Source organism: Candidatus Palauibacter sp. (assembly GCF_965208055.1).
Classification (GTDB): Bacteria; Gemmatimonadota; Gemmatimonadetes; order Palauibacterales; family Palauibacteraceae; genus Palauibacter.
Window position 1 is genome coordinate 2,912,675 of record NZ_CBDBNY010000004.1, and the last position, 13,571, is coordinate 2,926,245.

The 13,571-nt window shown below is 68.4% G+C and carries 13 protein-coding genes; 10 read left to right on the forward strand and 3 right to left on the reverse strand.

Features of this window, described 5'->3' with window-relative positions:
* Positions 1-11 precede the first annotated feature (11 nt).
* From ACOGXI_RS12905 to ACOGXI_RS12940, 8 genes are all read left to right on the forward strand, one after another.
* Positions 12-1,172, forward strand: a complete 1,161-nt coding sequence (locus ACOGXI_RS12905) for a 6-bladed beta-propeller (RefSeq protein ID WP_419939253.1) — start codon at positions 12-14, stop codon at positions 1,170-1,172.
* Positions 1,173-1,194: 22 nt separating this feature from the next.
* Positions 1,195-2,511 carry a choice-of-anchor B family protein gene (locus ACOGXI_RS12910; RefSeq protein ID WP_419939254.1) on the forward strand — a complete coding sequence of 439 codons (1,317 nt, stop codon included), beginning with the start codon at positions 1,195-1,197 and terminating at the stop codon, positions 2,509-2,511.
* A gap of 253 nt (positions 2,512-2,764) precedes the next feature.
* The gene (locus ACOGXI_RS12915) at positions 2,765-4,069 is read left to right on the forward strand and encodes a choice-of-anchor B family protein (RefSeq protein WP_419939255.1); all 1,305 of its coding nucleotides are present in this window, start codon (positions 2,765-2,767) and stop codon (positions 4,067-4,069) included.
* Positions 4,070-4,159: 90 nt separating this feature from the next.
* Positions 4,160-7,054: a prolyl oligopeptidase family serine peptidase gene (locus tag ACOGXI_RS12920; RefSeq protein ID WP_419939256.1), complete on the forward strand. Its 2,895-nt coding sequence runs from the start codon at positions 4,160-4,162 to the stop codon at positions 7,052-7,054.
* Positions 7,055-8,200, forward strand: a complete 1,146-nt coding sequence (locus ACOGXI_RS12925) for a 4Fe-4S double cluster binding domain-containing protein (RefSeq protein ID WP_419939257.1) — start codon at positions 7,055-7,057, stop codon at positions 8,198-8,200.
* A 141-nt stretch (positions 8,201-8,341) separates the two neighbouring features.
* Positions 8,342-8,539: a hypothetical protein gene (locus ACOGXI_RS12930; RefSeq protein ID WP_419939258.1), complete on the forward strand. Its 198-nt coding sequence runs from the start codon at positions 8,342-8,344 to the stop codon at positions 8,537-8,539.
* Positions 8,536-8,958: a type II toxin-antitoxin system VapC family toxin gene (locus tag ACOGXI_RS12935; protein WP_419939259.1), complete on the forward strand. Its 423-nt coding sequence runs from the start codon at positions 8,536-8,538 to the stop codon at positions 8,956-8,958. The genes ACOGXI_RS12930 and ACOGXI_RS12935 overlap by 4 nt, the downstream gene beginning before the upstream one ends.
* Before the next feature lie 8 nt (positions 8,959-8,966).
* A complete protein-coding gene (locus tag ACOGXI_RS12940) occupies positions 8,967-9,953 on the forward strand; it encodes a DUF3667 domain-containing protein (RefSeq protein WP_419939260.1) in 987 nt (328 codons plus the stop codon).
* A 27-nt stretch (positions 9,954-9,980) separates the two neighbouring features.
* On the opposite strand, the gene ACOGXI_RS12945 is transcribed toward ACOGXI_RS12940, so the two are convergent.
* Positions 9,981-11,276 carry an acetylornithine deacetylase/succinyl-diaminopimelate desuccinylase family protein gene (locus tag ACOGXI_RS12945; protein WP_419939261.1) on the reverse strand — a complete coding sequence of 432 codons (1,296 nt, stop codon included), beginning with the start codon at positions 11,274-11,276 and terminating at the stop codon, positions 9,981-9,983.
* A 54-nt stretch (positions 11,277-11,330) separates the two neighbouring features.
* On the opposite strand from ACOGXI_RS12945, the gene ACOGXI_RS12950 reads away from it, so the two are divergent.
* Positions 11,331-12,119, forward strand: coding sequence for an SDR family NAD(P)-dependent oxidoreductase (locus ACOGXI_RS12950; protein ID WP_419939262.1), 789 nt, complete (start codon positions 11,331-11,333; stop codon positions 12,117-12,119).
* Between the two features lie 61 nt (positions 12,120-12,180).
* On the forward strand, positions 12,181-12,852 hold the full coding sequence (locus ACOGXI_RS12955) for a DUF4328 domain-containing protein (RefSeq protein WP_419939263.1): 672 nt from the start codon (positions 12,181-12,183) through the stop codon (positions 12,850-12,852).
* Between the two features lie 14 nt (positions 12,853-12,866).
* Here ACOGXI_RS12955 and ACOGXI_RS12960 read toward each other — a convergent pair whose 3' ends face one another.
* Together ACOGXI_RS12960 and ACOGXI_RS12965 are read right to left on the reverse strand one after the other, a co-directional pair.
* Positions 12,867-13,289: a type II toxin-antitoxin system VapC family toxin gene (locus ACOGXI_RS12960; protein ID WP_419939264.1), complete on the reverse strand. Its 423-nt coding sequence runs from the start codon at positions 13,287-13,289 to the stop codon at positions 12,867-12,869.
* On the reverse strand, positions 13,286-13,519 hold the full coding sequence (locus ACOGXI_RS12965; protein WP_419939265.1) for a hypothetical protein: 234 nt from the start codon (positions 13,517-13,519) through the stop codon (positions 13,286-13,288). Before ACOGXI_RS12965 ends, ACOGXI_RS12960 begins: the two co-directional genes overlap by 4 nt.
* Between the last annotated feature and the right edge of the window lie 52 nt (positions 13,520-13,571).

Genomic DNA, 13,571 nt, shown 5'->3' on the forward strand with positions numbered 1-13,571 from the left:
CGAGAGGAAGCATGAAGACCCAACCGCTTTGCCTGACCGTCATGCTCGCCGCGTCCCTTGCCGCCTCGGCATGTGAAGCCGGCGACCGCGCGGCCGCCGCCACGATGGACGGAGCGAACGGCGCCGTCGTGAAGGGGGGAGACGACCGCACCGGGCCGTACGATCCCGTAGCCGGCTGGTGGAAGGCTGCTCCCGACCACGACGACGCGTGGGGCTGGGGGCAGGTGGCCGGCGTCGCGGTGGACCACGCGGACCGCATCATCGTCGTCACGCGCGGCGACTGGCCCGCCGACCGCTCGGCCCCGCGCGAGGGCCGGCTGCGGCGCACGAACTACGTCGTCGTCGCGAACGGCAACGGCGAGATCGTCGAACAGTGGGCGCAGTGGGACTCCATCTTCACGCTCCCGCACCAGGTGTACATCAGCCCCTACGACCCCGACCGGCACGTGTGGGTGATCGACAGCGGCGGCGGAGAAGGGCACATGCAGGTCGTCAAGTTCACGAACGACGGCAGCGAGATCGCGATGCGCCTCGGCGAACGCGACCACCCGAAGACGCGCGAGGCCGCCCGCGCCCGATCCGACTGGGGACCCTACACCTACGGCTGGCCATCGAAGCTCGCGTTCCTCCCGGACGGGAGCTTCCTGCTGGCCGACGGGTACTGGAACTCGCGGATCATCAAGTACTCGGAGGACGGAGAGTTCATCATGCAGTGGGGCGGGCTCGGCACCGGCCCGGGCGAGTTCGATCTCCTGCACGGTCTCGCGGTGGACGAGGACCGGGTCTATGTCGCGGACCGGCAGAACGAACGCCTCCAGTTGTTCACGCATGACGGCGAGTTCATCGAGGAATGGCCGAACATCTTCGATCCCGTGAACATCTGGCTCGACGCGAACAGCGCCGTGTGGGTCCTGGACGCGACGCTGAACCGCGTTCTGAAGTACGACCGCGACGGTGTCCTCCAGGACTACTGGGGCGCCTACGGCGCGGCGGGCGCGATCGGGCGCGGGACATGGCCGGGCGGCCTCTCCCTGCCTCACCAGCTGGATATGGACGCGGACGGCAACCTGTATATTGCCTCCTACAGCGGCGGTTGGATCAACAAGTTCACCCCGAAGCCGGACGCGGACCCGGGGAGGCTCCTGGGACCGCGGCTGCTTCTGAGAGACTGAGTGTGCGGAAGATGCGGGAGACATGAAGCCGAAGCGCCGTTCCGTCTCCACCCGAGCCGCGACGCTCCTGCTGGCATTCCTCTCATGTCAGTCTATCGTCGGGTGTAGCGACAGCCCGACGGGTCCGCCCGAACCGCCGGAACCGCCCGAACCGCCGCCGGTAGCCACGCTGCTCGCCGCCTGCGAGGGGGGGAGGGCGCGCGGCTTCCCGTGCGAGCGTGTGGACCTCGTCGGGCGCGTGGCCCTGCCGAACCTGACACCGGGACGAACCCCCGACGGGACGAGCGATCGCTGGGCCGTGAACGACATCTGGGGGTGGACGGATCCGCAGACGGGTGTGGAGTATGCCCTCGTCGCACGCCACGACGGGCTCGCCATCGTCGATCTCTCGACTCCGATCGAACCGCGGCCCATCGCGTTCATGGGCTCCCCGACCTCGTACAGTGCCTGGCGCGACGTGAAGGTGTACGCGGATCACGCGTACGTCGTGGCCGAAATCACGGGGCACGGAGTGCAGGTGCTCGACCTCACCCGGCTTCGCGGACTGACGGAGTTCACGGTCTTGAGCGCGGATGCCCGCTACCGGGAGGTGAGCGCGGTCCACAACATCGCGATCAACGAGGAGACCGGTTTCGCCTACGCCGTCGGCAGCAACTCGGGCGGCGAAACGTGCGGCGGCGGCCTGCACATGATCGATCTCTCGGACCCGCGGAACCCGACGTTCGCGGGGTGTTACGCGGCGGAGGGGACGGGCTGGCTGGGCAGCGGGTACACGCACGATGTCCAGTGCGTCGTATACCGGGGTCCCGACGGCGACCACGCGGGTCGCGAGATCTGCATCGGCGCGAACGAGACCGCGATCGTCGTCTCCGACGTGACGGACAAGTCGAATCCGGTGACGGTGTCGACCGCCACCTACGCGGACCGCGACTACATCCACCAGGGGTGGCTCAGCGAGGACCACCGGTACTTCTACCAGAACGATGAGGCGGACGAGCGGAACAACCGGGTGTCGCGGACGCGCCTGCTCGTATGGGACGTCACCGACCTCGACGATCCGGTGCTCGCGAAGGAGCACCTGGGCCCCAGCGAGGCGGTCGATCACAACCTCTACGTCCATGAGGGGTTGATCTACCACTCGAATTACACGTTCGGGGTGCGCATCCTCGACATCTCGGATCCGGCGAATCCCATGGAGCGGGGCTACTTCGACACGGTGCCGGACCGTGACGACCAGACGTTCGACGGCTCCTGGTCGACCTACCCCTGGTTCGAGAGCGGCATCTTCGTCGCCTCGAGCTGGGACGAGGGCCTCTTCGTCCTGCGCCTCCAGCAGTAGCGGTGGAACCCGCCACCCGGCTTCCCGGCCCTCTCCTTCAGGACCCTCCCTCGGCGTTCGGGGTACTGCCACTAACGAGTCATCAACAATTCCGAGGGAGCGAGAACATTGATCCAGCGGGGCGGCGCCGGACGCCGATAGACCGCGCCAGACGCCGATAGGCCCTGCTTCCATGTTGCACAGCGCCGGACGACCCGAGGGGTGGTTCGGCAGGCGACTCCTCCCTCGTAGAAGGAATAGATGAGGTGGATGAATGCTTGCCGATCTCGGAACCGCGCGCGTCAGGCGTACGACGGCCGCTCTCGTTTCGACTCTGATCCTCACCGCGTGCGGCGAGAGCCTTGCGGGCCCCGTCGAACGGGACACGGATCCTCCAACCCTGTCCACCGCACCCGTCCTGGTGCGCACGACCGCCTGTCAGGGCGGGTCGGCGGGCGGGTTCCCGTGCAACGGTGTGGACCTCGTCGCGAGGATGACCGCCAGCGCCCTGCGGCCGGGGAGGGCGGCGACCCACGTGAACGATGTCTGGGGATGGACCGACCCGCAGACGGGCGTCGAGTACGCCCTGGTCGGCCGCGACGACGGGCTCTCGATCGTCGACCTCTCCACGCCTCACGCGCCGCGGCCGATTGCGTTCCTCCCATCCCATACCGGTTCGAGCCTTTGGCGCGACATGAAGGTGTACGCGGACCATGTCTACGTCGTCGCGGACAACATCGCCGGCCACGGGATGCAGATTCTCGACCTGACGCGGCTGCGCGGGCTGGCGGCCTTCACCGAACTCTCGGCTGACGCCCGGTATACCCGCGTAAGCGCGGTCCACAACCTCGCGATCAACGAAGAGACCGGTTTCGCCTACGCCGTCGGAAGCAACCGTGGCGGCGACACGTGCGGGGGCGGGCTGCACATGATCAATCTCTCGAACCCGACGAGCCCGAGCTTCGCGGGGTGCCACGCCGTCCCGGGCACCGGGCGCCAAGGGAGGGGATACACGCACGATGTCCAGTGCGTCGTATATGGCGGGCCGGACGGCGCGTACGCCGGTCGAGAGATCTGCGTGGGCGCCAACGAGACCGCGATCGTCGTCTCGGACGTGACGGACAAGGCGAACCCGAGGGCGCTCTCCACCGGCGCCTACGCCGACTACGGCTACGTCCATCAGGGGTGGCTCAGCGAAGACCATCGGTACTTCTACCAGAACGATGAACTGGATGAACTGAACGGCCGGGTCTCCCGGACGCGCCTGCTCGTGTGGGACCTGGTCGATCTCGATGATCCCGTCCTCGTAAGGGAGCATCCGGGTCCCACGGGGGCGATCGACCACAACCTCTACGTCCGCGGCAACTCCATCTACCACTCCAACTACGCGTTCGGAGTTCGGATCCTCGACATCTCGAACGCGGCGACGCCCGTGGAGCGGGGCTTCTTCGATACCGTAGCCAGCCATGACAACACGTCGTGGGCCGGCTCGTGGTCGACCTATCCCTGGTTCGAGAGCGGCGTTTTCGTCGCCACGAGCTGGGACGAGGGCCTTTTCGTCCTGCGTCTTCAGCGGTAGCGGACCGTAAGGGTTGCTCTGTCGACACTGGCCCCGGCGGGCGCCTCGCCCATAGAGTCGATCAGCAACCTCAAGGAGAAGGAGTCCCCGATGACTCGGATCCTCCCCGCCCGCTTCCGGATGCTCGCGGGACTCGCCGCCCTTGGCGGTCTCACGCTCGTCCTTCCATCCCCCGCTTCCGCCCAGGACCGACCACTCGTCACCCCTGAAGACTACGGCCGCTGGGAGCGGCTCGGCGGCGCGGAGTTTTCACCGTCCGGTGACTGGATCGCCTACGTCGTCACCCGGGTGGACGAGAAGTCGGAACTGCGCGTGCGCAAGGTCGCAAAGGACTCCGTCCGGGTCTTCCCGTGGGGCTCGGCGCCGCGGTTCTCCCCCGACGGGCGCTGGTTGAGCTGGACCGTCGGTCTGCCGCCGGAGGAACGGGAGCGGCTCGAAGAGAGCGACGAACCGATCCGTGAGAAGGCCTCGCTGATGGATCTGCACACCGGCGAGACGCGCGAGTTCGACGCGGTCTCCGAGCCGCGCTTCGACGCCTCCGGCAGGTTCCTGGCGCTGCGCGGCTACGCGCCGGATGAGCCCGCGGGCAAGGGCGCCGATGTCCGCATCGTCACGCTCGCCACGGGAACGGAGACCAGCTTCGGCAACGTGACCGAGATGGCCTGGAGCTCGGCCGGATCCCTGCTCGCGCTCGCCATCGCGACCGGCGCCGATGTGGGCAACGGCGTGCAGGTGTACGACGCGGGCGCGGGTACGCTGCGTTCCGCCGACGCCTCCGGTTCCGCCTACCGGAGCCTGAGTTGGCGCGATGATTCCGCGGACCTGGCCGTCCTCCGCTCCCGCGAAGCCGCTTCCGCCGACGGCACGGCCTACGATGTTCTGGCCTGGCGCGACCTGGACCGACGCGTCGAGACACTGGTCCTCGGCGCGGGCACCGCCGGCATCCCGGACACGCTCGAGGCTGTCCGGCACCGCGCCCCCGCCTGGTCGGACGATGGCCGCATGATCTCCCTGGGGCTGCGGCCGATCGAGCAGGAAGCGGACGAAGATCCCGCCGACGATGCCGGCGACGGCGCGGAGAACGAGCCGGGAGCCGCCCCGTCCGACGACCCGGAGAACGCGGACCCGGACGCCGACGACGCCCCGACCGACGACGCCGAACCCGACCTCCCGGACCTGCAAATCTGGCATACCGGCGATGTCCGCCTCTTCCCGGAGCAGCGGGTCTCGGAGGGGCGCGACGACACGCGATCGCTGCTGGCCGTCTGGCGCCTCGACGAGGATCGCGCCGTCGTCCTCGGATCCGACCTCATGGGCTCCGCTCAACTCCTGCACGGCTGGAAGTACGCGCTCGAGGACATCGACGAACCCTACCCGTGGGGCGCGATGTTCGGCCGTCCGTACCACGATGTGCGGGCCATCGACGCGGACACCGGCGAGCGCCGCCGACTCCTCACCCGCGTGCGCTACGAGTGGCCGAGCGCGGGCGGCGACTGGCTGATTTCGTGGGATGGCTCCGCCTACCACAGCCTCCACATCGCCACGGGCGCCACGCACGACCTCACGTCAGCGTTGGCCGCCGACTTCGCCGACACGGACTACGACACGCCCACGGACGTCATCCCCCCGCACGGTTTCGGCCCCGGCGGCTGGCTTGAGGGCGACGCCGCCGTCCTGCTCTACGACGAACACGACGTCTGGCGCGTGGCGCCCGATGGCTCGGGGGGCGAGCGGCTCACGCGCGGCGCGGAGACGGGGATCACCCACCGACTGACCCGCGTGACGGACGACGACAATGAGCCCGGTTTCGACCCCGACGCGCGCCCTTACCTGTCCCTCTACAACGAGAAGACGGAAGAGCGCGGCTACGCCCGCTTCACGACCGGCTGGGCCAGCGCCCGCGACCGGGATTCGGCCGAGACCCTGGTCCTGGAGGACGCCTACGTGCGCGGACTCGAACGCGCCGACAGCGCCGACGTGCTGTTCTACCGCGCCGAGCGCTTCGACGACCCGCCGGACTACTTCGCGGCGGGGCCCGGCCTCGCCGACCCCGCGCGGGTGACCGGGATCAACCCCTTCATCGACGAGGTGGCGTGGGGCCGCGCGGAACTGGTCGACTTCGTGAGCGAATCGGGTCGCGACCTCCAGTTCGTCCTCCTTCTCCCCGCGAACTACGAGGAGGGCGGTGCCGTCCCCACGATCGTGTACACCTACGAGATCCTCTCCCCGCAGATGCACCTCTTCGAGGTCCCCAGCGAGCGGGACTACTACAACTACACCGCCTGGACCCAGCACGGGTACGCGGTGCTGCTGCCGGACATCGTGTACCGGGCGCGGGATCCGGGCGTGAGCGCGCTGGAGTCCGTGCGCGCGGCGGTGGCGAAGGCCGTCGAGATGGGGGTGACGGACCCGGACGCGGTCGGGCTCATCGGGCACTCGTGGGGCGGCTACCAGGCGACGTTCCTGCCCACCCGGACCGACATCTTCGCGGCTTCCGTGGCCGGCGCGCCGCTCACCGACTTCGTGAGCTTCATGGGCCAGTTGCACTGGAACCCGGGCATCGCCGAACTGAGCCACTGGGAGACCGGCCAGGCGCGCATGGAGGTGCCGTTCTGGGAGGACCCGGACGCGCACCGCCGGAATTCGCCGATCCACGAGGTCCACCGCATGGAGACGCCGCTGCTGATGGCCTTCGGCGACGAGGACGGCGTGGTGGACTGGGACCAGGGGACCGAGTTCTTCAACTTCGCCCGCCGCGCCGGAAAGCAGATGGTGCTCCTGGTCTACGAGGGGGAGGACCACGGTTTCCGTGACGAGGCGAACCAGAAGGACTACCACCGCCGCATCCTCGAGTGGTTCGGGCACTACCTGAAGGGCGAGCCGGCGCCGGCGTGGATTACGGACGGCGTGCCGCTGGACGGGCTGGAAGAGGAGAAGAAGCGGGTGGCCGGGACCGGTACCGAATGCGGTAGCAGGGATTTCTGAATGGACAGGGAAGCCGGTTTCGATGTCCGGAAGGATTTTCGGCGCTTCTCGCAGAGGGACGACATCTTCTGCCGCTCGTTCTGGGACCCGGAGGTGCGTACGCACCGCTCGGACATGTTCTACGAGACGTACCGCACGCCGAAGCTGACCTGGCGTTCCGTCGACGGCTTCACGCAGCGTGACTACGCGCTGCGCAACGCGTCCTGGCACGTGACGGACGTCTTCGCCGAACTGCGTGACGGCGAAGACCGTCGCGAGGGCTTTCTGGATCCGTACACCACCGTTCGCGAGGGCCCGGGCAGCACGCCGCCGGTGGCGTCTCCCGAGGAGATGGCGCGCGAGATCAAGCACGCCGCCAAGACCCTGGGCGCCGATCTGGTGGGGATCACCGGCAACGACGAGCGGTGGCTCTACACGCATGCCTACAGCCGCGAAAACGAGCACGAGAAACCGCAGGAGATCTCCACCGATCTCGAAACCGTGATCGTGATCGCGCAGTCCATGGACCGGGAACTGCTGCGGACGGCGCCCTCCGCGCTGAGCGGCGCCGCGACGGGCGCCACCTACTCCCGGGATACCATCGTGCTGCTGGCCATCGCGCAGTACATCACCAATCTCGGCTATCGCGCCGTGGCCAGCATGAACGACTCGGCGCTCGCCATCCCGCTCGCCATCAAGGCCGGGCTGGGCGAATACGGGCGCCACGGTCTCCTCATCACCCGCGAGTACGGCCCCCGGGTCCGGCTCGGCAAGGTCTTCACCGACATGCCGCTCGCCCGCGACAGGCCCGCCGGATTCGGCGTGAAGGAGACGTGCGACATCTGCCGCGCGTGCACGAACGGCTGCCCCGCGGGGGCGATCGCCGACGGTGAGCCGTCCACCCTGGTCCACAACCGGTCGAACATCCAGGGCATCCGAAAATGGACCACGGATGCCGAGAAGTGCTTCCGATTCTGGGCCAACCAGAACACCGACTGCTCGATCTGCGTGCGCGTCTGTCCCTACAACCGCGACTATCGCCGCCGATGGAGTCGAGTGTGGCGCTGGATGGCCGGGACGCGGCTCAGGCGACTCGCGCTCTGGCTGGACTCCATCGGTGGACGCGGCGAGCGCCTGAGACCCGCCCATTGGTGGAGCGCCGCGTGATGCGGTTGGCCGCCCCCGGGGTGATCGTGCCGCACGTTGACGGGTTTACGGTAATACAGCTATCATGGCGCCATGAAGGCGACCATTGATATTCCGGATGACCTGTACCGACAAGTCAAGTCGGAGGCGGCACTGCGGGGCTTGACCATTCGCGAAGTCACCACGGGACTCTATCGGCGCTGGTTGAGCGAGGACGAAGGCGCGGAGACCCGCGAGGCACCCAACGCATGGCTGCGCTCCTGGCTCGATGCGGCCGACGAAGCGCTCAAGCGTGCGCCCGGGGGCCCATCGGCGAGGGAAGAGCTGGCCGCCGACCGGAACCGGTTGGGAGCCGAGTGACGACGCTGGTCATTGACGCCAGCGTGTGGGTGTCGGCGGCAGACGCGACCGATGGATTTTCCGAGTCGAGCCGAGCCTTTCTCTCCCTGGTGGTGGAACGGGAACTCCCGGTTTCTCTCCCGGAGCTGGCGAAGCTGGAGATCGCCTGCGCGCTCGCGCGGAGGCTGCGCGACGCCGAGCGCGGACGGAACCTGGCTGATCAAATGCTGGGTTCTCCGCTGGTCACCGTGTACTCATCGAACCGGGCGATGCTCCAACGGGCCCTCGAGGTCGGCACCCGAGGTTTTCTGCGCTCCGGGGACGCTCTCTACGCCGCCCTCGCCGATTGGCTGGGTGCCGAGGTCGTGTCGTGGGATGGCGAGCTGATCGATCGGGCCGGGGCTTTCCCTCCCACCGACTGGATCGAACGGAACGCGTAGGAGAGAGAATGTCGGAGTCCGGCCACGACAGCACGACGACCGCCGGGGGGCGCGACTGTCCGAACTGTGGGCGCGAGCGGCCGGAGAGCTTCTGCGCGGGGTGCGGGCAGAGCGACCGGCACTACGCCCGTTCGCTCGGCTCCGTGGCTCTCGAGTTTCTGCGCGAGATGTTCGAGCTGGATTCCCGGCTCTTCCGCACGCTGAAGCTTCTCTTCTTCAGGCCCGGCAGCCTCACCCGGGAGTTCTCGCGCAACCGGCGGGTCAGCTTCGTGTCGCCCGTGAGGCTCTACATCTTCGCCAGCTTCGTCTTCTTCCTCCTGCTGTCGCTGTTCGGAGACTTCGGGGAAGTGGTCGTGACGGGCATGACCGAGGAGGACCGGGAAAATGCCGCAACCCAGCTCTCCGACGCCGTCACCCGGCCACCGACTGAAGAGCGCCTCGCGGCCTTCACGGCGGCACTACCGCCGGAACAACGGAGGAAGGCCGACGACATTCTCCGTCGCTCGGAAGAGGATTTCGGGAGACAAGTCGTCCTTTCCGCGGCCGAGGAGGACTTCGAGGAGCGGAACTGGATCGCGCGGTTCATGGTGATGGCCGCGATCGACATCTTTCACGATCCCTCGGTTGTCCGCCGGCGCCTCCTCGCGAACATGCCGATCGCGATGTTCTTCGTGCTGCCGGTCCTCGGGCTGGTCCTCGCCGTCTTCCATTTTCGGAGGAAGCGCTTCTACGTGGAGCACCTGGTCTTCGCCATCCATGTCCAGACCTTCACGTTTCTCATCTACGCGGTCGCGCTCCTGCTCCCGGACTCGGGGCTGGGCGGCTGGGTCCGTGCGGGCTGCCTGCTGATTCCGTACCCCTACTTCGTCATCGCCCTCCGGCGCTACTACGAGAACGGCTGGGTACTGACGGTGGCGAAGTCGGTCGGCGTGTACGTGCTCTATTCACTGGTGCTGCTTCCCGCGTTTGTGATCTCGATTGTCGTGACCGGGTAGGCCTTACTTCGACGGTGTACGCGGGAGCTACGCCGGGCCCACCAGTTCGAGGGCCGTCAGCGCGAGGGCCTGCGTGCACGCCACGAGATCGTCGACCGCGCAGGACTCGTCCGGCTGGTGGGCCTCCTCGAGGGGGCCGGGGCCGTAGGCCACGCAGTGCTCGATGCCGGCGATGCGGGCGAGGTGCTTCTGGTCGTAGGTGCCGGGGCTCGCCACGAGTTCCGGAGGACGGCCGATGACCGTCTCCACCGCCCGGGACAGGGCGGCCACGAGCGGCGAGCCGGGCGGCGCGGAGGTGGGGTGCACGATCATGCGCTCCTCGATCGTGAAGCGGCGTTCCGGGTCGTCGCCCTCCACCGACGCGACCAGGCGCGCGATTTCGGCGCGGACCTCGTCGAACGGCTCCTCCGGGATGAAGCGGCGGTCGAAGGTGGCCGCGCAGCGGTCGGCCACGCACGGCGACTGGGTCGCCTCGCCGGACTGCCCGCCGGTGATCGCGTTGACGTTCAGCGAGGGACGGCGGGAGGGTTCCGGCACGACGGGCAGGGCGGAGAGACGCGTCGCGAGGTCGGGGGCGAGCCGGGTTCGGAAGGCTTCCAGCAGGGCGCCCATGTCATCGATGGCGCTGCGGCCGAGGTGGCTCATGCTGCCGTGGGCCGTGTGGCCGTGTGCGACGACGTCGAACCAGTAGACGCCCCGGTGCCCCACGCACACGCGACCGGGCCCGAACGGCTCCGGGATGATGGCGTAGCGGGTGTCGTCGCTGGAGATGACCCCGGCCTCGCACAGGTGCGCGACCCCCGCGAACCCGCCGCTCTCCTCGTCGACCGTCGCACTGATGTCCACGGCGCCCTCGAGTTCGATCCCGGCGCGCCGCAACGCCTCGAGCGCGAAGACCGCGGCGGCGATCCCGGACTTCATGTCCGACGCCCCCCGCCCGTAGATGCGGCCCTCGCGCACCACGCCCGCGAACGGGTCGACCGTCCACCCGTCCCCCGGCGGGACCACGTCGAAGTGGCCGTTCAGGTGGAGCCGCGGACGTCCCGGAAGGGCGGCCCCCCGCCCCACCACATTCACTCGCGGGTGGTCGGCGGTATGCTCCGGGCGCCCCTCCGCCTCCACGTACTCGACCGCCAGGCCCGTCGCCCCGAGCCGCCGCCCGATCAGTTCGGCGCAGTCCCGGTAGCACTCCCCGGGGGGATTCACCGTGGGGATCCGGATCATCTCCGCCGTGAAGACCACGATCTCGTCGCGGGCGGCCTCCACTTCGGCGAGGACCCGGTCCTCCCGGCGCGTGCCGGCTGGTGGGTTTACGTGGTGCATACCCCTACATTGTGTCGCGCCCTGCACCACACGAAACCCTGCCCGAGAATCTCCATGACCCAGATGTTCAGCCTGGAAGGACGCACCGCCGCGATCGTCGGAAGCGGCTCCGGCATCGGCGAGGCCGTCGCGATCGGGTGCGCGGAGGCGGGAGCGTACGTGTCCTGCCTCGACATCGATGCGGACGCCGCGGCCCGCACGGCGGCGACCATCCGCGCGACGGGGGGCGAGGCCGACTCCGCCCGCCTCGACATCCTGGACGGCGCGGCGATCACCGGCGCGTTCGCGGACATCACGACGGCCCGCGGGTCCCTCGACGTCGTGGCCTGCACCCCCGGCGTGAACGTGCGCAAACCCCTCCTCGACTACACCGATGAGGAGATCGACCGCGTGCTGGGCCTCAACCTCAAGGGCGGCGCCCACGTCATTCAGTCCGCGGGCCGGATCATGAGCGCTCAGGGATCGGGGTCCATCATCCTCTTCAGTTCCATCCGGTCGGTCGTGGTCGAGCCCGGGCAGAGCATGTACGCCGCCACCAAGGCGGGGATCGTGCAACTGGTGCGCACCGCCGCGGCCGAACTCGGGCCCCGCGGGGTGCGGGTCAACGCGGTCGCGCCGGGCGTCATCGACACGCCGCTCACGGCCCCGATCAAAGGCCGCCCGGACTGGTACGGCGCCTACGCCGCGCGCAACATCCTCAACCGCTGGGGCAGCGCCGCGGAGATGGCCGGCCCCACGGTCTTCCTCGCCTCGGACGCCGCCAGCTACGTGACCGGGACGGTCCTGTTCGCCGACGGCGGCTGGACCGCCATCGATGGGCGGTACACGCCGCCGTCAGGCTGAGTTGGACCCTACCGTGATCGCCGGTATTCGACCGCGCGTAACCTTCTTCCGGGAGAAGAACATGGACGACGCCAATCGGGCGACCGGCGAAGACACAGGCTCGCACGCCGGGTTCCGCGACCCGACCGTGCTCACGAAGTGGACGCGGATCTTTCTCTACGCGGGCATCGCGGTGGCGCTCGTGTCGGCATGGGAGGTTGCCGGCGGCCTGCAGGTGGGCGGAGGCGAGGGATCGCGGGAGGGCCGGACGCCAGGCGCGATCATCTGGCTCATCGCGGAAATCGCGATCGGGCTCACCACCGCGATCCTCGTGCTCGCGTGGATCTTTCGCGCCAATCACAATGCCAGGCAACTGGGCGCGGCCGACATGCACTTCACGCCGGGATGGGCGGTCGGATGGCATTTCGTGCCGATCGCGTGGTTCTGGAAACCGTACCAGGCGATGAGAGAGATCTGGCGTGCCTCCGTGAATCCTTCCGACTGGCGCGCGGTGCCCGTATCGCCTCTGCTGCCCTGGTGGTGGGGCCTGTGGATCGTGACGTCCTGGGTCCCGGACATCGTGGATTGGGCGGCGAGCGGCCGTCTGGACGAGGCGGGCGCGGAGACCCTGGAGGCGGCCACCGCACTGGCCGGCCGGGTGCTGGAGATTCCGCTGGCCCTCGTTCTCCTGATCATCATCGGAGCCGTCAGCCGGATGCAGGCCGCACACTACCGGAGCCGAAGAGAGGCTTGACCACGGAACCCGAGCTAAGGGATTCGCCAGAGTCTCAAAGACGAAATGCCTCCCGCTCTCGAGGCGCGACGGACATACCGTTCGTCCGCTGTCACGAACACACCCCCGAGGCCGAGGGCCACGGCATGGTACGCCGCGTCGTAGAAGGCGACTCCGTACGTCACGGAAAGAGACACGGCGCGGGTTCTCCACCTGGCGTCCAGCCGCGCCTCGGTCAGGCCGAAATCGGCCAGCGATGCCAGTAGTTCGTCGGCATCATCGGGAAACCGTCTCGCCAGCGTGTTGCCCACCTCGTAGATCCAGAGCTGAGGAACGACCAGATCAAGGGTTCCGGCGACCGCTTCGGCACGCAATGCGAGTGCGACGTCCGTGTCCTGCTCGTCGTCGCCCGGAAGAACCCATTTGAGGAGAACCGATGCGTCGGGCGTTACGATCACGACAGCCGCCGCTCCCGCCCCTCCCGTATCCATCGGACGATCTGGTCCGTTTCGACCACGGGTAACCGTGCGCGGAGCGCATCCATCCGGGCGGAGGCGTCCCGCTTGGCGGAAGTGCCCGACCACTCCCGGATCGCGGCGTTGACGGCACGGCTGCGAGTGCCGCGCGGCAGCCTCCGGATCACACGCCACGAGTCCTCGTCCATCATGATGTTGACGCGTCGAGCCATCTCACCCTCGGTCAGGGTTTTTTGGGGTGGTGTGTAAAGGTTACACACCACC